Origin of the sequence: Gilvimarinus chinensis DSM 19667, from assembly GCF_000377745.1 — a bacterium.
Classification (GTDB): Bacteria; Pseudomonadota; Gammaproteobacteria; order Pseudomonadales; family Cellvibrionaceae; genus Gilvimarinus; species Gilvimarinus chinensis.
Map to the genome: position 1 here is coordinate 146,293 of NZ_KB898711.1, position 20,565 is coordinate 166,857.

At 51.9% G+C, this 20,565-nt stretch carries 20 protein-coding genes; 5 read left to right on the forward strand and 15 right to left on the reverse strand.

What is annotated here, in order from left to right:
• Positions 1–9: 9 nt before the first annotated feature.
• The 4 genes from D568_RS0115345 to cysM all read right to left on the reverse strand — a co-directional run bounded on the left by D568_RS0115345 (position 10) and on the right by cysM (position 4,864).
• Entirely contained in the window at positions 10–921 is a 912-nt protein-coding gene (locus D568_RS0115345) for a general secretion pathway protein GspB (RefSeq protein WP_020210488.1), read from the reverse strand.
• The gene (locus D568_RS0115350; protein WP_020210489.1) at positions 921–2,555 is read right to left on the reverse strand and encodes an ExeA family protein; all 1,635 of its coding nucleotides are present in this window, start codon (positions 2,553–2,555) and stop codon (positions 921–923) included. The genes D568_RS0115345 and D568_RS0115350 overlap by 1 nt, the downstream gene beginning before the upstream one ends.
• 70 nt (positions 2,556–2,625) lie before the next feature.
• The gene (gene rlmD / locus D568_RS0115355) at positions 2,626–3,978 is read right to left on the reverse strand and encodes a 23S rRNA (uracil(1939)-C(5))-methyltransferase RlmD (protein ID WP_020210490.1); all 1,353 of its coding nucleotides are present in this window, start codon (positions 3,976–3,978) and stop codon (positions 2,626–2,628) included.
• Positions 3,959–4,864, reverse strand: coding sequence for a cysteine synthase CysM (cysM, locus tag D568_RS0115360; RefSeq protein ID WP_020210491.1), 906 nt, complete (start codon positions 4,862–4,864; stop codon positions 3,959–3,961). The genes rlmD and cysM overlap by 20 nt, the downstream gene beginning before the upstream one ends.
• Before the next feature lie 113 nt (positions 4,865–4,977).
• On the opposite strand from cysM, the gene D568_RS20355 reads away from it, so the two are divergent.
• Positions 4,978–7,749: a response regulator gene (locus D568_RS20355; protein ID WP_020210492.1), complete on the forward strand. Its 2,772-nt coding sequence runs from the start codon at positions 4,978–4,980 to the stop codon at positions 7,747–7,749.
• Here the strand turns inward: D568_RS20355 and recO are convergent.
• The 6 genes from recO to lepA are packed head-to-tail and all read right to left on the reverse strand — an operon-like array spanning position 7,733 to position 13,198.
• Positions 7,733–8,440, reverse strand: coding sequence for a DNA repair protein RecO (gene recO / locus D568_RS0115370; protein WP_020210493.1), 708 nt, complete (start codon positions 8,438–8,440; stop codon positions 7,733–7,735). The two genes, D568_RS20355 and recO, sit on opposite strands and share 17 nt — an antisense overlap.
• Before the next feature lie 13 nt (positions 8,441–8,453).
• Positions 8,454–9,353 (reverse strand): GTPase Era, encoded by a 900-nt coding sequence (gene era / locus D568_RS0115375; protein WP_020210494.1) that lies wholly within the window; start codon positions 9,351–9,353, stop codon positions 8,454–8,456.
• Positions 9,354–9,362: 9 nt separating this feature from the next.
• The gene (rnc, locus tag D568_RS0115380; protein WP_020210495.1) at positions 9,363–10,043 is read right to left on the reverse strand and encodes a ribonuclease III; all 681 of its coding nucleotides are present in this window, start codon (positions 10,041–10,043) and stop codon (positions 9,363–9,365) included.
• Complete coding sequence (locus tag D568_RS0115385) at positions 10,040–10,456, reverse strand: DUF4845 domain-containing protein (protein ID WP_020210496.1); 417 nt, start codon at positions 10,454–10,456, stop codon at positions 10,040–10,042. Before D568_RS0115385 ends, rnc begins: the two co-directional genes overlap by 4 nt.
• A 48-nt stretch (positions 10,457–10,504) precedes the next feature.
• Positions 10,505–11,365, reverse strand: a complete 861-nt coding sequence (gene lepB, locus D568_RS0115390; RefSeq protein WP_020210497.1) for a signal peptidase I — start codon at positions 11,363–11,365, stop codon at positions 10,505–10,507.
• 15 nt (positions 11,366–11,380) lie between these two features.
• The gene (lepA, locus tag D568_RS0115395; protein WP_020210498.1) at positions 11,381–13,198 is read right to left on the reverse strand and encodes a translation elongation factor 4; all 1,818 of its coding nucleotides are present in this window, start codon (positions 13,196–13,198) and stop codon (positions 11,381–11,383) included.
• Between the two features lie 206 nt (positions 13,199–13,404).
• On the opposite strand from lepA, the gene dapE reads away from it, so the two are divergent.
• Positions 13,405–14,556, forward strand: a complete 1,152-nt coding sequence (gene dapE, locus D568_RS0115400; RefSeq protein ID WP_020210499.1) for a succinyl-diaminopimelate desuccinylase — start codon at positions 13,405–13,407, stop codon at positions 14,554–14,556.
• Here the strand turns inward: dapE and D568_RS21200 are convergent.
• The gene (locus tag D568_RS21200) at positions 14,542–15,372 is read right to left on the reverse strand and encodes a type 2 periplasmic-binding domain-containing protein (RefSeq protein ID WP_020210500.1); all 831 of its coding nucleotides are present in this window, start codon (positions 15,370–15,372) and stop codon (positions 14,542–14,544) included. The two genes, dapE and D568_RS21200, sit on opposite strands and share 15 nt — an antisense overlap.
• 125 nt (positions 15,373–15,497) lie before the next feature.
• Between D568_RS21200 and D568_RS0115410 the strand changes: the two genes are divergently transcribed.
• Genes D568_RS0115410 through D568_RS0115420 form a run of 3 tightly spaced genes read left to right on the forward strand, consistent with a single transcriptional unit; the run spans position 15,498 to position 18,225 of the window.
• Positions 15,498–16,721, forward strand: coding sequence for an MFS transporter (locus D568_RS0115410; RefSeq protein WP_020210501.1), 1,224 nt, complete (start codon positions 15,498–15,500; stop codon positions 16,719–16,721).
• 28 nt (positions 16,722–16,749) lie between these two features.
• Positions 16,750–17,478 carry a lipoprotein intramolecular transacylase Lit gene (locus D568_RS20365; protein ID WP_020210502.1) on the forward strand — a complete coding sequence of 243 codons (729 nt, stop codon included), beginning with the start codon at positions 16,750–16,752 and terminating at the stop codon, positions 17,476–17,478.
• Between the two features lie 9 nt (positions 17,479–17,487).
• Positions 17,488–18,225: a dienelactone hydrolase family protein gene (locus tag D568_RS0115420; RefSeq protein ID WP_020210503.1), complete on the forward strand. Its 738-nt coding sequence runs from the start codon at positions 17,488–17,490 to the stop codon at positions 18,223–18,225.
• A 59-nt stretch (positions 18,226–18,284) separates the two neighbouring features.
• Here the strand turns inward: D568_RS0115420 and D568_RS0115425 are convergent, their stop codons facing one another.
• The 4 genes from D568_RS0115425 to D568_RS0115445 form a co-directional block, all read right to left on the reverse strand.
• Positions 18,285–18,761, reverse strand: a complete 477-nt coding sequence (locus tag D568_RS0115425) for a riboflavin biosynthesis intermediates N-glycosidase (RefSeq protein ID WP_020210504.1) — start codon at positions 18,759–18,761, stop codon at positions 18,285–18,287.
• Positions 18,761–19,255, reverse strand: coding sequence for a trimethoprim-resistant dihydrofolate reductase DfrA (gene dfrA, locus D568_RS0115430; protein WP_020210505.1), 495 nt, complete (start codon positions 19,253–19,255; stop codon positions 18,761–18,763). Before dfrA ends, D568_RS0115425 begins: the two co-directional genes overlap by 1 nt.
• A 364-nt stretch (positions 19,256–19,619) precedes the next feature.
• Positions 19,620–19,829: a hypothetical protein gene (locus D568_RS0115440; protein WP_020210507.1), complete on the reverse strand. Its 210-nt coding sequence runs from the start codon at positions 19,827–19,829 to the stop codon at positions 19,620–19,622.
• Between the two features lie 63 nt (positions 19,830–19,892).
• Positions 19,893–20,561, reverse strand: coding sequence for a 2OG-Fe(II) oxygenase (locus D568_RS0115445; RefSeq protein ID WP_020210508.1), 669 nt, complete (start codon positions 20,559–20,561; stop codon positions 19,893–19,895).
• Positions 20,562–20,565: the final 4 nt, after the last annotated feature.

The window sequence follows — 20,565 nt, forward strand, 5'->3', positions numbered from 1 at the left end:
CGTGTTGAGCTACATATTGACCCAGCTGGACAACGCCCGTAAACGAAAGTGGTGGTCTTGATAGCGCAACACCACGCCATCGGCAGCGATGGCGTCTACCACGATGCTGCCATTAATCCGGTCGCCCTCGCGCAGTACCTGACCGTTGATAACCACATTGCTGTCACCGCCACGACGATAATTATGCTGCCCATACATCAAGGTGGGTATGGCATTTTGCACCGTCAAGGGTAAGGCTCTAACTCCACCGACATTGTAGTAGCCGTCAAGATTATCGGGATTTTCTGGCTCTGGCTCAGCCGCCGAATCAGACCGCGCTGCCACAAGCGCCTGCTCATTCGCTTGCGGGCGGTCTTGCTCTTGGTCATTTTGCTGATCTTGTTGTCGATACAGCTGCGCCACAGCCTCCTTATCGGCATCACTCAAGCTGTCGTTTGTTGCCTCGCCTTCAGTATTTGCGGCGCTGTCGGTAGAAGCATTCTGCGTTTGGCTGGCCTCGGCATTATCTGGTACCACCACTTCGGCATAGGGCTCGCCAAGCTGTGACGGAGTAATCGCCGGATCTAAAACCTCACTCTCTGCTTTTTGCTTGGCGCTCACGGCTGAAGCTTGAGCCATCGCAAACTTTTCCCCTTGAGTGACATCAGGTGACGAGCTGATTGCGGCGCCCTCACCCGAGCTCTGCGTTTGTATCGCGGCCTCAGTCGCGACTTGCTCGACCGACACGACAGGCTTGGCAGACCACAACCAAATCACCACCACAATCAATACCACTAAAGCTATGGCCAGCAACGCCAACAACACCCAAAGCAAAGGCGACTGAGTTTTGGCTGTTAAGTCGCCGGGGCCGATACCCGCAGGGGCTTGTTGCTGGCTTCGCTCGCGGTCTGCTTTACGCAGTGCATCCAATAACAGAGACATCAGCGCGGCTCCTCGTCGCTTAATACCGGGTCCAGCCCAAGCACTTGATTTAATGTCAAAACGGTTTGCTGCCCGGCAATGCCATCGGCTTTTAAGCCATGGGCACGCTGGAATAATTTAACCCGCTCCGCCAAAGCCTTGTTGTAGGTTTGCTGCGCCAAGGGCTCTGTCTGGCCGTCCATGCGGGCAAATTGTTGCGCTAACCAGCTGACCGCTGCGCTGTTGTCACCCAGCGTCAACGCACCGGTATAGCCACTGGGCCTGTGCCAGGCGTACTGAACCTGCCCCGTCCACATCGGGCCCAGCCTGGTTAATTCAACGAACAGGTGTTCTCCGTTGCTGCTTATTAGCTGCGCGTGGCGGTCGGTTAACCCCACCAACACCGCGTAGGCGGTGAAGCGATCTGCCGTTGTCAGCGTCAATACCACCGGGCGGTTAAGCTCTAACAATTCCCGCCAGGTCATCAAGCGGGCGGTTTCGCACTCCAGTCCCTGGCTCTGTCCCTGCCAGCAGGACTCAACACCCAAACCGCCAAAGCGCGCCAGCAACAGTGCTTGGGCATCCCCAAGGCGGCGCACTATAAAATCCTGTTCAGATTGAACGGAAGCGTCAATTTCCGTCTGCGATGACGCAGCATTTGCCGCAGGCGGTGATTGTTCAGCCGCCGGCGAGTCGTTGCTAGGTTGAACGGCCGATGTATCAGCCTCTTGCTGCTCCCCGGCCTGCCACCACCAAGCGCCCAGCAGCACGATGAATAAAGCCGCTGCTACTGCCAAGGCCGTCCACAAAGGCCAGACGCGACCGCGACCGCCGTCGCGCCCCAGGTTGCCAGTGACCTCTTTTTTCGCCAATCGCAAGATGGTGTTATCCACCTTGATTTTATTGTGTCCGTACAAGCCCACCAGCGCGCGCTCACACACAATATTGATACGCCTGGGAATGCCGCCACTGAAGGCGTGTATTTTGCGCACCATGGCGGGCGAGAAGGGGTTGCGGTCGGCACTTAAACCCGCCACCTGCAAACGATGAGCAATGTAGGCCTGCGTCTCTTGCACTGTGAGGGGATTTAAATGAAAGCGTGCGGTAATGCGCTGGGCTAATTGGCGCAAGCGCGGCTGAGCCAGCAGCGCATTCAGCTCTGGCTGACCCACCAGCACAATTTGCAGCAGCTTTTGGGTGTTGGTTTCGAGATTGGTAAGCAGTCGAATCTGTTCCAACGCTTCAGCCGATAACAGCTGCGCTTCGTCAATCAGCAGCACAGTGTTGTGGCCGCGTCGGTGGTTGGCCAGCAGGTACTGGTGTAAGGCGTCAGTTAAGGCTTTGACCGAGGGCTGCTCTTTTGGGTAGTCCGCGCCCAATTCATCGCAGATCATGGCCAGCATTTCGGGTACGGCCGCCATAGGGTTAAACACCATGGCGATATCGGTGTTATCCGGCAGCTGCTCAAGCAATGAGCGAATTATGGTGGTTTTACCCGTTCCCACTTCACCCGTTAACAGAACAAAGCCGCCCCCGCCTACGCCATACAGCAGATGCGCCAGCGCTTCTTTGTGCTGGTCACTCATATACAGATAGCGCGGGTTCACCGCGATGGAAAACGCAGGCTCGGTTAAACCAAAATACTGATGATACATGCTCCGCTTGTCCTTTTTATGCCCCACGAGCTTGGCAGATCATACACGCTAGCCTGGTCTCGGCGAAGTCTCAGCGCTGAAACAGCGCCATGGATTCAATGTGCGAGGTTTGCGGGAACATATCCATCACGCCTAATCGCTCCAAACGATAGCCCCCCTGGGTTAAGGTGCGCGCATCGCGGGCCAAGGTAGCCGGATTACACGACACATAAAGCACGCGCTTGATATCACTCTGGGCAAGTTGCTCGCACACGTTCTGAGCGCCCGCGCGCGGTGGGTCCAGCAACAGTGCATCAGGGGTGCCCAGCTCGCTTTGCAGCTGCGCCAAGGATGTTTTTGTCAAATCAAAGGCGCGAAAGGTGGCGCCAGGTAACGCGTTCAGCTCCGCGTTTTCCTGCCCCCTAGTTACCATTGTTTCAATCGCCTCAATGCCGATAACCTCTGCACCGAGCCTTGCCAGCGGCAACGTGAAATTACCCATCCCGCAAAACAGGTCAAACACTTTCATACCCGGTGTCGGCGCCAACCAATTCATGGCCTGACGCAACATTAGCGTGTTTATAGCGCGGTTTACTTGAGTAAAATCCGCTGGGTGAAACGCCAGTTGCAAGTCAAAATCCGGCAAGGCCAACAATAAGCGCGGGTCGACACATTTTCCGCTTACCTCTGTTAACTGACTGGCATCCTTTTCCCCTTGCAACCAGAGGTCCACATGGTGTTCCTGAGCCAAGGCTTCCAGCGCGGCACGCGCATTCAACGCCAGAGGTTTGGTATGGCGCAGCACGCAGCAGGGTTGATTCGAAGTAGCAATCAGGTCAATGTGGGTAACGGCAAACACCTGAAAGTGTTGTAACCACTGGTTAAGCGGAGCCAATAAAGATTCAAGCGCTGGCACTAACACTGGGCATTGGCGCAAATTCACCAATTGTTTGTCTCGCCATTGACGAAACCCCAGACTCACCTGGCCGACTTTATCAAAAGTTACCCCAAGGCGAGCACGGCTGCGGTAGCCATAACCGTCGCCCACCAATGGCTCAGCGACCTGTTTTGGCAAGGCAACACCGGCACGAGCCAATTGATCGATGAGCCCCTGCTGCTTGACTATCGGCTGATGAGCCGTGCGCATGAACTGTAACTGACAGCCGCCACAATGGCCAAAGTGACGACACTGAGGCTCAGCTCGACTGGCTGCCGGGTGTAACACCTCTATACAGCGAGCCTCGCTGTAGCGAGATTGATCGCTGATGACTCGCGCACGTACCGTTTCACCGGCAAGCGCACCGGCAACAAAAACTGCCTTGCCATCGACTCTGCCAAGCCCACGGCCGTCATGACTGGTACCTGTTACATTCAGCTCAATTTCCCAGGGCGTAAAAGAAGGAGCTTGACGCTGAGTGCGCCTTCTAGGCCGGTGTCGTTTCATTGAAAAGCCCTGATGACAGATAACGATCACCGCGATCACAAATGATCGCCACAATAACAGCATTCTCAACACGCTCGGCCAGTGCCATAGCTGCCGCTACGGCGCCACCCGAAGACACACCGCAAAACACACCTTCTTTTTTCGCCAGTAAGCGCATGGTGTGCTCGGCGTTCTGCTGCGACATACTGACGATTTCATCTATCCGAGACTCATCGTAAATGGCGGGTAAATATTCTTGCGGCCAACGCCGTATGCCGGGAATACTCGCCCCATCTTCCGGTTGCAGGCCGATAATTTTTACCTTGGGGTTTTGTTCTTTCAGATACCGAGAACACCCCATAATGGTGCCCGTGGTGCCCATAGAACTGACAAAATGCGTTATTCGGCCCTGGCTCTGCTGCCAAATTTCCGGGCCGGTGCTGCGGTAATGCGCTTCGGGATTATCGAGGTTACCGAACTGATCCAACACCTTGCCCTTGCCTTCAGCCTGCATCTTCAAGGCCAGGTCACGGGCACCTTCCATGCCTTCTTCTTTGCTCACTAAAATTAACTGCGCACCGTAAGCCGCCATTGAGGCCTTGCGCTCAGCGGTGCTGTTATCGGGCATGATAAGGGTCAGCGGATAACCTTTGATCGCGGCCACCATTGCTAGCGCAATACCGGTATTACCGCTGGTGGCTTCGATTAACCGGTCTCCGGGCTTGATGTCACCTCGAGCCTCAGCACGATTAATCATAGATAACGCGGGCCTGTCTTTAACGGAACCTGCCGGATTATTACCCTCAAGCTTTAATAACAGGGTGTTGGTACTGGCCGAGTCCAGTAAACGTTGAGCCTTGACCAGGGGCGTATTGCCCACACAGGCTTCAATGGTAGGAAAATCCATGAGGACCTCTGACAACTTGCAGCGACGCGCAAAAGGCGTCTATTCTAAGGAGCCGCCAAAAAAGTATCAATTGGCTATAACTCACTTGTCCTCAGGGATCCCGACGAGAAATAATGAAAACGAGCAGCGTAAAATCCGAACTCTGGCGCCTTATTTTGCTGCCTGCCATCAGTATTACCTTATTGCTTTCCGCCACCTTAACCTTTTTGTATATGAGCGCCTTAGATCGTTTTGTTGATCAACGAGGTCGCTTACTTGCCGAAAAAACAGCGCAGCTGGCCCATATTGCCATCCGCAACCATAACCCTGAAATCCTGAGACAGATTTTAGAATCCACTCTGGAAGAGCCGATGGTTCGCGCCATCCTTGTGGAAGACCACGAACAGCAACAAAGCCAGCATTTTGGCCCAAGGTTTCTTGATATCACCAAAAAAGCGCCCTCGGCAGACAACATGGCGCAAATCGCTTATTCAAACTACACGGCGCGCTTTTCATACCCGATTGTCGATGATAAAGGTCTGGACCCGGTGGGAGTGCTAGAGATAGAGCTTTCGCTGTCCTCATACTGGATTACAATTTATCAGACCCTACTCATTGTGGTGCTCGCCACAACTGCCTGCCTGCTACTCGCCGGATTTTTCGCCATCAAACTGCATGGCAACATTATCGGGCCGACCAAAATCATAAACGACGCCATCTGCAAGTTGAGCAACGGCGATCTCAGCGCAAGGATTGACAGTGACTTTGCTCATGAATTTCAGCAGCTGGCACAAAACGTCAACATTATGGCCAGCACTCAACAATACGCCCAACAAGATATGCAGCAACACATTGAACAATCAATGGATGATTTGCGTGAAACGCTGGAGACCATCGAAATTCAAAATATCGAGCTGGACATAGCGCGCAAGGACGCAATTGCCGCGAGTCAAATTAAGTCTGAATTTCTGGCCAATACAAGCCACGAAATTCGTACCCCACTTAACGGTATTATTGGTTTTACGAATCTCGCCATGAAAACCCCGTTGAATGAAAAGCAGCGCAGCTACGTCCAGACTATTCACGATTCAGCGCAAAACCTCTTAACCGTCATCAATGATATTCTGGACTTTTCCAAAATCGAGTCCGGGAAAATTGTACTGGATTATATACCGCTGCCTTTACGTCAAGTGGTAGAGTCTGCAGTGGACGCTGTGGCTTATGATGCCCAGGAAAAAAACCTGCAAATACTGACAATTATCGACAATAACATCCCTCCCCAGTTGCTGGGCGACCCCTTGCGTTTCTCGCAAATTCTGACCAATTTAATCGGCAACGCCGTAAAATTCAGCAGCAAAGGCACCATTACCGTTGAACTGAGCCTCGAACGTTTTGAGGAAAATAAAATCACCCTCAAAGGCGCTGTCACCGATCAAGGGATAGGCCTGAACGAAGAACAGCAACGCCAGCTTTTTTCAGCATTTACCCAATCCGATGCATCCATATCACGAGAGCACGGCGGCACTGGCCTCGGTTTAGCCATCTGCAAAGGACTGATAAAACAAATGAACGGTAACCTTGGGGTGGATAGCGAACTCGACATGGGAGCCACCTTTTGGTTTACCGCAGAACTCGGCGTGGACCCACATTTTGTCGCCTCAGAACATCATCCACTGAAAAATAAACGTCTGCTGATCTGCAGTGATATTGAAGCCGGATACCGGCAATTGGCGAGCCTGACCGAGCAATGGGGGGCAGAGACGCATTGGATTTCATCTGTTCACGATATTTTCACAACGCTTCGACGGGAACAGCAAGGCGGTCAGGACTATGACGTAACAATACTGGATGTATCTCCTGGGGAGCGGCGTCTACCCCTTGGATTACTGGATAATTTAGCCGAACAGCTTGAAAGCGAATTTCACTGCACACTAATTATTTCCTGCACCGCCAATCATAAAGTGCTTTTCAGTCAGCACATCAGCGCCTCATCCATTGAATTTGTCGTTAAACCCATCACCCATTCCAGTTTATTGCATGCTTGTAACCATGCCATGAACCTTAACGTAGAAAGCTCTCAAGCCTTAACACCTCCGCCGCAGCCCACCGAACATCACGTATTATTAGTGGATGACAATGAAGCTAATCTACAGCTTGCCAGTGAATTTTTACAAGGCTTAAACGTTAAAGTCACCCAAGCTAAATCAGGTGAACAGGCCATAGAGCTGCACCTCGAACAGAAGTTCGATTTGATCTTTATGGACATACAAATGCCGGGTATGGACGGCATACAAACCACCCAAGAGATCCGCCGCCAGGAAAGCAACACCAGAACCCCTATTGTTGCGCTGTCGGCTCATTCGCTGAGCGAACACAAAACGGATTTGTTAATTTCCGGTATGGACGACTGCCTTCGAAAACCCGTCTCACAAGATCAACTGGCGCACGTACTCACACGTTGGCTTGGATTAAACCAAGGCAGCCTCTTTCCCGATGCCAGGCTCTTGCACCGCTCAGGAGACTCTTTTACACAAACTGCCGAAGCCAGCGGCCCCGTGAATATAAACCAGTGCCTGGGGCTCGCTAACCATAAAGCCGATTTAGCCAAAGACATGCTAAAAATGTTAATTGATAACTTACAGGAAGAAAAAAGATCTATTAACGATGCTTTTCAGGCCCAGAACTGGGCGACATTGCAAGACCTGATTCACAAACTTTATGGCAGCAGCTGCTATACAGGGGTACCACATTTGCGCGGCCTTTCTGGGCTAATCGACAAAGCTCTGCAAGCCCGCCAAACCGGCGTATTAGCGCCTATGATAAAAAGCTTAAACGCTGCAATGGATCAGTTAATCACATGGCAAAAGAATAACAACATTGACGAGTTGTTTACTTCTTCAGATTAAAAAATTCACGGGAGCGCAGCGGCTTTGCACCTAACAAGGCTTGAAGCAAGCATCTATTAACGCGCTTAGCCGTTTGCCGTGCTGAAACCAGATCGAAACGCTGCCTTGCCACCTGCAATATATGTTCACCGTAGAACAGCCCCGTCTTTTTTTCTCCCGCCATGACGGGCACAAAGCCCTGCTGAGTTTCCAGGCGATAGTAAGCCTCAGAGCGTATTGGCCCTGAGTCTAGTGCCTCTTCCGTCCAACTGATTGCGACCCCCATTGCCTGTAGCAGACTCTGCTCAAAACGTCGCAAGACGGGTTCCGGGCACTCGGTTTCGGCCAATTCAGACAGCGCTTGTTGATAGGCAGAAAATATTTCTGGATGGGGGTCTGCTTCTGGAATCAATCGATGCAACAGCTCATTGAGATACAGCCCGGAATACAAACAAATACCCTTTAGAGAATGAGGTATTCCAGCGCCTTCAAAATGGGTCATCAGCAGCATTCCAGCTTTTCCCTGGGCAGAAATAAGCAATGGAATAAAAGGATTCAGCAGCGCTCTTTGCGATTTCTTTTTTTGCCGCTGACCTCGTACTACAGTGGCAAGAATCCCGTACTGAGGGGTAAAACAATGAACGATAAAACTGGTATCGCGGTAAGGGCGGGTATGAATAATATATGCCGGTTGCAACTCCACCCGTCGCATAAACTAAGGCCTTTTACAGATCGTCGTAACCCAAACTGCGCAATGCACGCTCATCGTCCGACCAGCCAGATTTCACTTTAACCCAAAGGCGCAGCATAATTTTAGTATCCAGCAATTTTTCCATATCCAGCCTCGCCTGCTGGCCAATTTGCTTAATACGCTCGCCCTTGTTACCAATTAAAATCCGCTTTTGGCCATCGCGCTCAACCAGAATAACCGCTCCTATGTGAAGGGTCTTCCCCTGTTGTTTGTATTCCTCAATCTCTACCGCCATTTGATGCGGCAACTCATCGCCTAACTGACGGGTAATTTTTTCACGAATGATCTCCGCCACCATAAAGCGGGCGGAGCGGTCAGTGATTTGATCTTCATCAAAAAAATGGGGGCCCTCTGGAATGTACCCCAAAATCACTTCCTGCAATCGGTCTAAATTCGTACCGCGTAACGCCGACATAGGTACAATTTGATCGGCCTTTAAGCGCTCAGACAGCACCTGTAAATGAGGCAACAACGTGTTTTTATCGTCAATTTTGTCGATTTTGTTGACCGCAAGAATAATGGGGGAGCGCACCGCCTCAAGGCGCTGAGCGACCATTTCATCTTCTTCGGTAAACGCCAGACGGTCCACCACAAAAATCACCAAGTCGACGTCCTTCATCGCCGAGCCCGCTGCGCGGTTCATATAGCGGTTGATAGCGCGCGGCTCGTTTTTATGCAGCCCAGGAGTATCCACAAACACAACTTGATTGGTGCCTTCGGTCAGAATACCGGTCACGTTGTTACGGGTGGTTTGCGGCTTACGCGACGTAATGCTGACTTTTTGGCCCAGCAGATGATTCAACAACGTAGACTTGCCCACGTTCGGGCGGCCGACAATAGCCACGTAACCGCAACGAGTAGTTTGATCAGACATAGTAAATTCCTAACTCACACCCAAGCGTTTAAGCACCTGAGCGGCGGATTGTTTTTCAGCCGCACGGCGACTGCTGGCGCGAGCACTCTCGGGTTTATTCAGTAAAGCAACATGGCACTCTACGGTAAACATTTGCGCATGAGCCTCGCCAGCCACCTCGACTACCTGATAATCCGGCAATGGCTGTCGCTTGGCCTGCAAATATTCCTGCAAGCGCGTTTTCGCGTCTTTCGCCGGGTTTTCAAGGCTAAGTGCTTTCAGGCGCGAATCGTACCATTGCAACACCCGCGCGCGACAACTCGGCATATCTGAATCAAGGTAAATGGCGCCGATAATCGCTTCAACCGCATCGGCAAGAATAGAGTCACGCCTGTGGCCCCCGCTTTTCATCTCGCCTTCGCCCAAGTGCAGACATTCACCCAACTCAAACTCACGGGCCAGCTCGGCCAGGGTTTCGCCTTTAACCATTTGGGAGCGTAAGCGGCTCAACTGGCCTTCGCGGGCTTTAGGAAACTGGTGGAATAACGCCTCGCCCACTAAAAAATTGACGATAGAGTCGCCTAAAAACTCTAACCGTTCGTTGTTGTTGGCGCCCACACTGCGATGGCTTAGGGCAAGCTGCAGACGGGTTATATCTTTGAATTGATACCCCAGTCTTTGCTGTAAACGGGTGAGTAGAATATCGCTCACTGGTCTTCTAATGTCTCCGGGGCAGTGCAGCATTCGTCCGGACGACTGCTGTCGAGTACATTATGAAAGCTCAGTACTACATCGATGTTGTAGATCAGTGGCACACGAGTTTCATATTTGTTGACAATAATGATGCCTTTGCTGCTTTGCACAAACTCAAGCTGTCGAGCACCTTCACTGCGTACATTGTTGATACTGAAGTAACTGTTGAGCTTGCGAGTAATTTCCCCTTTACTCATCCGTTTTAGCTCATCACCTTCATCTGCCAGCGCTTGCAGGCCATTAACAATGTAGTAATTTTCGGCGTACACGGGCACCAATTTAGCCGCGCACAAGCCAAAAAAAGCCACCACCATTATCACCAGCAGCCAACCTATGGAAGACAATCCTCGTTGCGATGCTTTTGTACGCATAGTCGCTATCCTCAGCGTCAATTGTTGTTTAATTGTTAACCGTCGACATTAATTGATTGCGCCGGCACGGTCAAAACTGGGCAGACTGAACAGTGAATCCCAGTGCATCCACACAGCAACCGCTTTACCCACAATATGATCTTCCGGCACAAAGGGATCGTCCCAGCCGCGACTGTCAAAGCTGTTGTCGCGGTTATCGCCCATCATGAAGTAATGCCCTTCAGGCACCGTCCACGAGCCGCGGCGACTGTATTGCCCCGGGCGCAGATACTTGCGCGACGTGTAGGTATGCTCACCTAAGGTCTCTTCAACCAGCCTAAACTGAGGGCGTTGCGGCGGTAATACCGCCTGCAGATTTTCAGGCACAGGCTCGCCGTTTACGGTTAATTGATGGTCGGTGTACTCGATGGTATCGCCGGGCAAGCCAATAACACGTTTAATATAGTAAGTATCGGGCAGGTGGGGCGGGAAAAACACCATCACATCGCCGCGCTCAGGTTCATTAATCGGTATGACTTTTTTATTGATCACTGGCAACCGAATACCGTAGGTGTATTTATTCACCAGAATAAAGTCACCGATATCCAAGGTTGGCTCCATAGAGCCTGAGGGTATTTGAAAGGGCTCAGCGACAAACGAGCGCAGCACAAACACCACCAGCAATACAGGAAAAAACGATTTACTGTATTCGACCAGGGTGGGTTCACGAGACGCTTCATCAACCGCTCTCTGATAGAGCTTGCGTGTATCGCTACCCTCATCACCGAGCTCTTTACCATCAAACTGCGCTTTGGCAGCCGCTGTTTTTTGTTTACGGGGCCCGGCCAACACTAACGCATCGAACAGCCAAACCAAGCCAGTAAAAAAAACCCCGATAGTTAAAATCAGGGGCAGGTTGATATTTCCCATGTATGCGCCTTGTGATTAATTGTCTACCTGAAGTACAGCGAGGAAGGCAGACTGGGGAATTTCAACATTACCCACTTGCTTCATCCGCTTTTTACCTTCTTTTTGCTTTTGCAGCAGCTTTTTCTTACGCGAGGCATCGCCACCATAACACTTGGCGGTTACGTTTTTACGCAGTGCCTTAACCGTGGTACGCGACACAACATTGCCACCAATGGCGGCCTGAATCGCCACATCAAACATCTGCCGCGGAATTAACTCTTTCATTTTTTCCGTCAGGTTTCGGCCGATACTTTGGGCGTGATCACGGTGAACAATCAATGCCAAAGCATCGACTTTGTCGCCGTTAATTAACACATCCAATCGCACCAGATTTGCCGCTTCAAAGCGGGAAAAACTGTAATCGAGCGAAGCGAATCCACGGCTCACGGATTTAAGACGATCAAAGAAATCCAATACCACTTCGTTCATGGGCATGTCGTAACGTACCGACACCTGATTCCCCATGTAGTGCATGTCACGTTGAACACCGCGTTTCTCTACACACAAAGTAATCACCGACCCCAAATGTTCCTGGGGTACGAGAATATTTGCCTCAACAATGGGCTCGCGCATTTCATCGATGCTGCCAGAATCCGGCAGAGACGATGGGTTATCCACGTAAATGATTTCACCCTTAGTGGTTACTACCTCATACACTACCGTTGGTGCCGTAGTAATCAGATCCAGATCGTATTCGCGCTCAAGCCGCTCTTGGATAATTTCCATGTGCAGCATGCCAAGAAAGCCACAGCGAAAACCAAAGCCCAGCGCATCGGAGCTTTCAGGCTCGAAAAACAACGAGGCATCATTCAAAGTGAGCTTTTGCAGCGCTTCGCGGAAGTTTTCAAAGTCGTCGGAGCTGACCGGGAACATACCCGCGTATACCTGCGGTTTCACCTTCTGGAATCCGGGCAACGCCGCTGTGTCAGGGTGATTGCTGGAGATAATGGTATCCCCCACCGGCGCACCTTGAATATCTTTGATGCCAGCAACGATAAAACCCACTTCGCCAGCTTTAAGCTCTTTTAATTTAGTGAGCTTAGGGTTGAAGACCCCCACGCTGTCGACCACATGGGCTTTGCCGATGGATTTGGTGACGATTTTGTCTTTCACCCGCAAAGTCCCCTGAGTTACCCGCACCAGCGACACAACGCCAAGGTAGTTATCGAACCAGGAATCGATGATCAACGCCTGCAGAGGCGCTTCGCGGTCGCCCACAGGCGGCGGTACCAGGCGCACAAGCTCTTCCAGCACATCCTCGATACCCAAACCCGATTTTGCGCTGCAGCGCACCGCCTCGGTGGCATCAATACCGATCACATCTTCAATTTCCTGTGCCACACGTTCGGGCTCGGCCTGAGGCAAATCCATCTTATTCAGTACTGGAATAACCTCCAGCCCCTGCTCGATGGCGGTGTAACAGTTCGCCACCGACTGCGCTTCAACACCCTGCGCCGCATCTACAATCAGCAGCGCCCCCTCACAGGCAGAGAGTGAGCGGGAGACTTCATACGAGAAGTCGACGTGCCCCGGAGTATCAATAAAGTTCAGCTGATAAGTCTCGCCATCGCGTGCTTTGTAGTTCAACGTCACGCTCTGAGCTTTAATGGTGATGCCTCGCTCGCGTTCAATATCCATAGAATCGAGCACTTGCGCAGCCATTTCCCGGTCAGTTAGGCCGCCGCACAACTGAATAAAACGGTCCGCAATCGTGGATTTACCATGATCGATATGGGCGATAATAGAAAAGTTGCGTATATGGCTGATTTCTTTAGGGTTAATACTGTCTGACATTCTGTCTCAACTCATGCATTCGGGCGCGGCCCAAATGGCGGAAATGGTCTGTTCGGCCTGAGCGTATCGCTACCAGCCGGGTTCACACAAAGGCGGCAAGTTTAGCTTATTTGCCCGTCCCATGCTATGACATGCTTTCGCTCTCAAGACGGGGATTTGATAGAATCGCCGCCCTAAATCCTCACAGCAACCCAAGCGGACTCAGCATGAACTCAAACACCCCCACCCTCGCGCTTGCCTGCGACCTTATTTCCCGGCAATCAGTAACCCCGGAAGACGCCGGCTGCCAAGCATTGATGATCGAGCGCCTGCAACGCATCGGGTTTACCGTGCATCATCTACGCTACGGCGAGGTGGATAACTTTTGGGCAGTTCGCGGAGACTCCGGCCCGCTGCTCGCTTTTGCGGGCCATACCGATGTGGTTCCCACCGGGCCCGCCGAACAATGGCAATATCCTCCGTTTGAACCGTGCATCGTCGATGGCATGCTGTGCGGTCGCGGCGCTGCCGACATGAAAGGCTCTTTGGCTTCAATGATTGTCGCCTGCGAGGAGTTTATCGCCCAGCAACCCGACCACAGCGGCCGTATCGGATTTTTGATTACCAGTGATGAGGAAGGGCCGGCTGACAATGGCACGGTAAAAGTAGTGCAATGGCTGGAAGAGCAAGGCGAGAAAATAGACTGGTGTATTGTGGGGGAACCCTCCAGCACAAATAAACTCGGGGATGTAATTAAAAATGGGCGTCGGGGTTCTCTCGGTGCAGAACTGACAGTAAAAGGTGTGCAAGGCCACGTGGCCTACCCGCATTTGGCGCAAAACCCCATCCACACACTGGCCCCCGCCCTGGCCGAGTTGACCGCGACCGAGTGGGATAAAGGCAACGATTTTTTTCCCGCCACAAGTTTCCAGGTTTCCAACTTCAATGCCGGCACCGGTGCCACTAACGTGATTCCAGGTAATGCCCATGTGGTTTTTAATTTTCGCTTTTCAACCGAAGTGACTGAAAACCAGTTGCGCGAACGCACCGAAGAAATTTTAAAACGACACGGTGTTGTTTACGACATCCAATGGAAGCTGAGTGGACAGCCCTTCTTAACCGCTAAAGGTTCGCTAGTAGAAGCGGTAGTGAACGCCGTGGAAATAACAACGGGCTACAAACCAGAGCTTTCCACCAGCGGCGGCACCTCTGATGGGCGCTTTATTGCCCCTACCGGTGCACAAGTAGTAGAGCTAGGCCCTATTAACGACACCATCCATAAAGTGGATGAACGCATCAGCGCCGCTGATTTGAATCAGTTAACGCAAGTCTATCGCCGCACACTGGAAAATTTGCTCGGTAAATCAAGGCACCGGTAAATAAATTGTCCGCCAGGCCGCAGCTTCAATCTGCTGCCTGGCCCACCGAAATCTCGGTATTGAACCCATCAGCTCATCTACCGAGCCACTTCTCATTGCACGCTCAAGCCCTAGTGTGAGTCGCTCTCGCAATTGAACATTATTGTCTCGGACAAAAAAATACACATCACTGGGGTAACTAATCACTAAATCCGGCACAATCGCCAAATCAAGCTCAGGACGGGCCTGTTGCTCTTGGCTGATTTGATAGATGCCCCGCAGAAAATAATCGAATCGTCCCGCCGCCAGCATAGGGAATAACTGCTCATAGCCCACCGCGGTGACGGTCCGCAAATGATTATGCTTCAGTACGTCCACATCGGGCCACTGGGCTCCTAAACCGGCGGAAAATTTGCGCAAATGAGCTACAGTTTCAACCTCATTGAATCGGGCTACATCCTGCCGACGGACCAGCAGCATACGGTACTGACTTAACTCCCCAAGCAACCCCACCGGCACTCGGGCCAGCCCCTGCACAGACTCTTCAATGGAGGTATGCCACATAACATCGACAGCCCCTTCCCGTACTGCCAACTGCAAGCGGCGATCCGCTAGCACTCTTGGAGGCTCCTGCACCGTGTAGCCCCCATACTCTTCACGGGTATAATCCAGGGCTAGCTGCAAAAGGCGCTTGAAATAATAAGTTTGATGGTTAATGTCATCGGAGTTGTAAACAGGGGCAATTATTAACTCCGGTGTTTTTTCGAAAGGTTCAACCCCGTGACACAGCGCTGCCAAAGCGTAAATCAGCACGCAAAAGCAGCAACGTTTAACCATATTTTTTCCTCACTATCGAACGGCTAAACGAAATAATAGCAAAACTCAGCCATTTGAGGCGTCTACCTCAGCCGGTATAATCCGCCAGCAATATAAATCACAACTTTTTAAGTTTAGGTCGGGCTTTGAATCAATATTTGCATTTTATAAAATCCAGCTGGGCATTACTCGGCTTCGGCTTTTGCAGTATCTTTTGGGGCAATCTGGGCCAGTCTTTTTTTATCAGCTGGTACGGCTCTCAAGTTCAAAACTCACTCGAGTTAAGTGCCGCCCACTATGGAAGCCTATACTCAATCGGCACCTTGGGCAGCGCCATTACCATTGTGATCATTGGCGGCCTGATTGATCGCTGGCCTTTACGCCGCTTTACGATTTTGGTGGGCTCAGGCTTACTGATCGCTTGCCTGTTGTTTGCCAGTGCTGCCAACGCCATCACCTTGCTGTTCGGCTTTTATCTGTTACGTCTATGCGGCCAGGGGCTCTTACCTCATGCAGCGCAAACCACCATGGCACGCCATTTTAATCAGCACCGCGGCAAAGCACTGAGTCTTGCCGCCAGCGGCGTACCGGTTGGCGAAGTCGTTTTACCATTACTGGCCGTCGCCCTCATTAGTACTATAGGGTGGCGCGGCAGCTGGGTCATGTTCGCCATTACCGTGCCCTTGCTTTATTTGCCTATCGCACTGTGCCTACTGCGCTGCGCACCACAAAACACTACCCTCCCCCCCATGTTAAATCCTCAAGACCCCTCTCTTAATCTGGGGCGTCGCGCCATGCTCAGCGACTACCGCTTTTGGCTTGCGCTACCGGCAATACTGGCAGCGCCGTTTATGGTCACCGGTGTTTTTATCCAGCAGGGGTTTATTCTTAGCGAAAAAGGCTGGACACCTCTTTGGCTTGCCAGCTGTTTTATCGTTTACGGCATGACTCACTGGCTCAGCTCTTTGGTGGCAGGCGTATTGATTGACGTCTTCAGCGCGCGCAAGCTGTTACCCTATATGCCCACCCCCTTATTGGCGGCATTATTGATACTCGGTTGCACTCAGGGGCAATGGGTTGCCCCGCTGTTCATGGCTCTACTGGGCGTGGCCATCGGTATCGCCAGCCCCATTACCGGCGCTTTGTGGGCCGAGGTGTACGGCACAGCCAGATTGGGTTCAATACGCTCACTTATGACGGCGTTTATGGTTTTCTCAACAGCCGCCTCACCGGTTTTATTCGGTGCCCTGATTGATCGCGGGGCCAGTCTTGCTTACTTGTTTGGTGGCTGTGCCGTGGCAGTTTTAGGCTCGATTGCGTTAGTCAGCTTTTCATACCCACGCAGCAAAAAACCAACGTCGCTGGTATGATGCCCCGAAACCAATAAAGGGATCTCACGTGCGCCTGTCTTCAGTGCTTTGGCCTGTATTTTTTCTATGCCACTGGCTTCTGTGCGGCTTTATTGCCTGGCACCTGCTGGCCAAGGTGGATTTTGCCTACCCCTTGGCCTACCAAACCCTTGATATTGAGCAGCACATTCAAACCTATGGCCCGCAAAATCGTTATCGAGACGGCTTTGCCGATACCCATACTGAGCAACATATAGCGCTATTTGGCGAAATTAATCGAGCTATCCACAGCGAGCCGAACGCGCTGGCAAGCATCCACTACACCACGCGTCAAGGCAAGAAAGAGCGACTTTTGCGCAACGATGAAGTTATTCACTTAAAAGACGTCGCGCATCTGGTCGAGCTGGTATACCGGGCAGGCTGGGTATCCCTCATACTGACACTCGCCAGCGCCGCGGTCCTGCTCTTCACCCGTGCATCGCTGCCAAAAGCGCTGAATGTTATCGCAAGTTTTACGGGCGTTATTGCATTAGCTTGCGTGGCAGTGTTTATGATTGGCCCTAAAAAGGTGTTTTATACCCTGCATACTTGGGTCTTCCCGCCCGAGCACCCATGGTTTTTTTACTACCAAGATTCCCTGATGACCACCTTGATGAAAGCCCCAGACCTATTTGGCTTTATCGCCGTTTTGCTGCTGGTGGTGTGGATGGCGCTGTGGGGAATCAGTTTATTGGCCATCGTGCGCCTGTGGCGCAGGGCTCCAACCGCTACACATTGAGATCACTGTATGATTATTCAAAACGAAACTGTCGATATTGCGACTCCCACAGGCATCATGCGTACCTACGTGTACAGGCCTGTTGCCGAAGGTCGCTTTCCTGCGATTATTTTCTACTCTGAAATTTTTCAGCAAACGGCCCCCATCGCCCGTTCAGCGGCCATTATGGCTGGCCATGGCTTTGTGGTATTGGTGCCGGAGGTGTTCCACGAGCTCAACCCGATCGGCACCGTGCTGGCTTACGACGATGCAGGCAAAGACAAAGGCAACGAGGATAAGTTTACTAAGCCGCTCAAAGATCACGACAGCGACACCAATGCCATGCTGAGTTTTTTAGACACCACTGAATACTGTAACGGACACGTGGGTAGCATGGGTGTTTGCATTGGTGGACACCTGGCGTTTCGTGCCGCTCTCAACCCGCGCATACAGGCAGCCTCTTGCCTGTATGCCACCGATTTGCACTCTAACACTTTGCCCACTGATGAGGAGGATCAAACACTGACGCGTTGCGGTGATGTGAAAGGCGAGTTGATGATGATCTGGGGCCGACAAGACCCCCATGTGCCAGACAACAGCCGCGCCGACATTAACACGGCTTTGCGCCAGGCTGGCTGCCACTTTACCTGGCATGAATTCAACGGCCAACATGCTTTTATGCGCGATGAAGGCGAGCGCTTTGACCCGGAGCTGGCGCTTAACGCTTACAAAATGTCTGTGGATTTGTTTCGCCGCACGCTGAACTGAGGCGCGGCCTATATCGGCAAGGGCAAGCACTGCAACACAGGCAATGCTTGCCTTAAGCGCTAAGGCTCGGCGGCCTGCCGAGCCTCTTCGCGCAATTTATCCCGTACGTTCATCAACACTTTACCGTAGTGGTTTTCACCGCGTTTATCGCGACCGCACCCCCAGTAGTAATCGAACTGACTGTCTTCCACTAAGGATTCATCCCCCGTGGCGAGCAATCGCTCAGCAAGTTCTGGGTAAGTGCGCATTTTGATGTATACCGCGCGAGTCATGACAATGGGTTTTACCTGTTTCCAGTCACCGCGCTTTTTGCGAAACCAACCTCCAGAGGCCTTGCGGGCCGCGGCAACGTCGCTAGCGTTTCTAACCTTTTCTTGATCAGCAACCTTGCTGAACTGCATGGCCAGAAAATAATGTTCTACCGTGGGCCAGGCTTTGCCGTCCAACTCAAACGGGTGACTGGACACGCGACTGAAGCCGTCATCCGGATTATCCATAGAAAAGTACACGGCCGTTGACGGGGCGGAATCAAACATCAGTTGGCCCCACCAAGCTCTGCATCACGCTGCCAAATCTGATAACTGTAATCGATATTGGAGTAAAATTTCTGCTCAAAGACTTTATGTAATGAAGCGGGCAATTCGGGGAAGCTCACATCCCCCTCGGGGCGCGCATGAATAATCGACAAGTGCAGCGTGTCGATACGCGGCAATAACTGTCGATAAATTTGTCCGCCACCGGCCACCATCAAATGGTCTGTACGCTCGGCCATCGCTTCCAGCGCTTCCTCGATGGATGAAAATACACTTACCCCGTCGCTTTGCTCTACCGCTTTGCTGCGTGACACTACCGCGTACTGGCGGTTGGGCAGCTTGCCCATGGACTCAAAAGTTGTGCGCCCTACCAAAAGCCACTGGTTAAACGTCAGCGCTTTAAATAAAAGCTGTTCGCCTTTGGCTTGCCATGGAATATCCGGGCCTGCACCAATCACGCGGTTTTCTGCACACGCAGCCATCATTGATAATTTCACGTTTTATCCTTTTATTAAGAACTGCACGAAAGTATCGAACAGCCGGGTTTTACTTTTGCCCACTTTGGGCGCTTTTGCGCATAGCGCTCATAGTCAGGTGGTGCACTGTAGTTTTTCAGTGCTTTCATTAGCTCATGCAGCTCAGTTAAATCCCCCTGCGCTGCCGATAGCATTGTAGCCACACTTGGGTTTGACCAATGACAGTGCGCGGCGGTATCTGATAGTAAGTGGATTTTAATACCAGCAAAGACGCCTGAACATTCACAGTCGCGGTGATTTTAGCCAAGTGACCGAAGAAAATCTGTCATATCGGCTCTACAAGCGAAACGGTTTAAACAGGTCATCCACCCCATCGTCGTCAGCGTCAGAGCATTCTGCAAAACCAGCTTAGCAGCCTGCGACAACGACCAAATTCTTCGCTGCAAAAGCCCAAGGCCTCTCCTAACGCAGCGGCCTCTCTCCAGAGGAAACAATGCTTTGCCAACTGTCTGGCAACCTTGCGTGGGTGTCCAGGCAAGATGACCAGCTTATCGTAGAACTGGCCACTGTTGTCATCCCGCCAGTTAATTTCCATAGCCGCTCCAGAATCTTTAACCCAATTCCAGCAGCATAAATCAGGCCTGAGTAGCAGGCAAAGTTAACCCGGCGGATCGAGATAGGTTGACGTGCTCGTGTTTACCCGAAACCAGCCTGCAATGCTGTAACGCTCCTGGCGCGCGGGCAAAACCTCATGGGGAAAGTCTTCGCTTAAGAATACCACCAGGCGCCCACCCACAGGCGCTACCTGCTCCAAGACAGACTCGTCCGCCCTGTCGTAGAGCATAAGTTCGCCGCCATCGGTTTCACACCAGTTTTGATTCAAATAGAACACCGTAGATAACACACGGTTGGAGCGCCCCTTAAAAGCATCCCAGTGTTTTTTATAGAAGGTGCCCACGGGGTAGTAGGCCAAGTGACTTTCGTAGTCGAACAACCCCATAAACAGGCGTTGGTTTAATCCCTGGCGAATCATCGCCATGGTGTCGAGAAAAAACGCCGCTGCACCAGTACGCCCCTCAAGCCAGCAGATACGATCACCACGAACCTGTTTGGCGATGGTAAAATCATCCTGTCGGCCAATACCGGCACTTTTGAACTGACAATCCGGATGCTCAAACTCAGCGCGCAGCGACGCCACGGTGGGCGCACTAAATATATCGTCAAGCACGGCGTAGCCTTTCACCGTCAATTGATCGGCAAGCTCGTCCAGTAACGATTCATCAACACGGGTGGTAAACTCGGAATCTAGGCAGGGGCTGTGTGTCACAAGG

Excerpts from the sequence above, each read along its gene's own strand:
- D568_RS0115345 (WP_020210488.1), bottom strand. The coding sequence starts at position 921 with ATGTCTCTGTTATTGGATGCACTGCGTAAAGCAGACCGCGAGCGAAGC.
- D568_RS0115350 (WP_020210489.1), bottom strand. The coding sequence starts at position 2,555 with ATGTATCATCAGTATTTTGGTTTAACCGAGCCTGCGTTTTCCATCGCG.
- rlmD (WP_020210490.1), bottom strand. The coding sequence starts at position 3,978 with ATGAAACGACACCGGCCTAGAAGGCGCACTCAGCGTCAAGCTCCTTCT.
- cysM (WP_020210491.1), bottom strand. The coding sequence starts at position 4,864 with ATGGATTTTCCTACCATTGAAGCCTGTGTGGGCAATACGCCCCTGGTC.
- D568_RS20355 (WP_020210492.1), top strand. The coding sequence starts at position 4,978 with ATGAAAACGAGCAGCGTAAAATCCGAACTCTGGCGCCTTATTTTGCTG.
- recO (WP_020210493.1), bottom strand. The coding sequence starts at position 8,440 with ATGCGACGGGTGGAGTTGCAACCGGCATATATTATTCATACCCGCCCT.
- era (WP_020210494.1), bottom strand. The coding sequence starts at position 9,353 with ATGTCTGATCAAACTACTCGTTGCGGTTACGTGGCTATTGTCGGCCGC.
- D568_RS0115385 (WP_020210496.1), bottom strand. The coding sequence starts at position 10,456 with ATGCGTACAAAAGCATCGCAACGAGGATTGTCTTCCATAGGTTGGCTG.
- lepB (WP_020210497.1), bottom strand. The coding sequence starts at position 11,365 with ATGGGAAATATCAACCTGCCCCTGATTTTAACTATCGGGGTTTTTTTT.
- lepA (WP_020210498.1), bottom strand. The coding sequence starts at position 13,198 with ATGTCAGACAGTATTAACCCTAAAGAAATCAGCCATATACGCAACTTT.
- dapE (WP_020210499.1), top strand. The coding sequence starts at position 13,405 with ATGAACTCAAACACCCCCACCCTCGCGCTTGCCTGCGACCTTATTTCC.
- D568_RS21200 (WP_020210500.1), bottom strand. The coding sequence starts at position 15,372 with ATGGTTAAACGTTGCTGCTTTTGCGTGCTGATTTACGCTTTGGCAGCG.
- D568_RS0115420 (WP_020210503.1), top strand. The coding sequence starts at position 17,488 with ATGATTATTCAAAACGAAACTGTCGATATTGCGACTCCCACAGGCATC.
- D568_RS0115425 (WP_020210504.1), bottom strand. The coding sequence starts at position 18,761 with ATGTTTGATTCCGCCCCGTCAACGGCCGTGTACTTTTCTATGGATAAT.
- D568_RS0115440 (WP_020210507.1), bottom strand. The coding sequence starts at position 19,829 with ATGGAAATTAACTGGCGGGATGACAACAGTGGCCAGTTCTACGATAAG.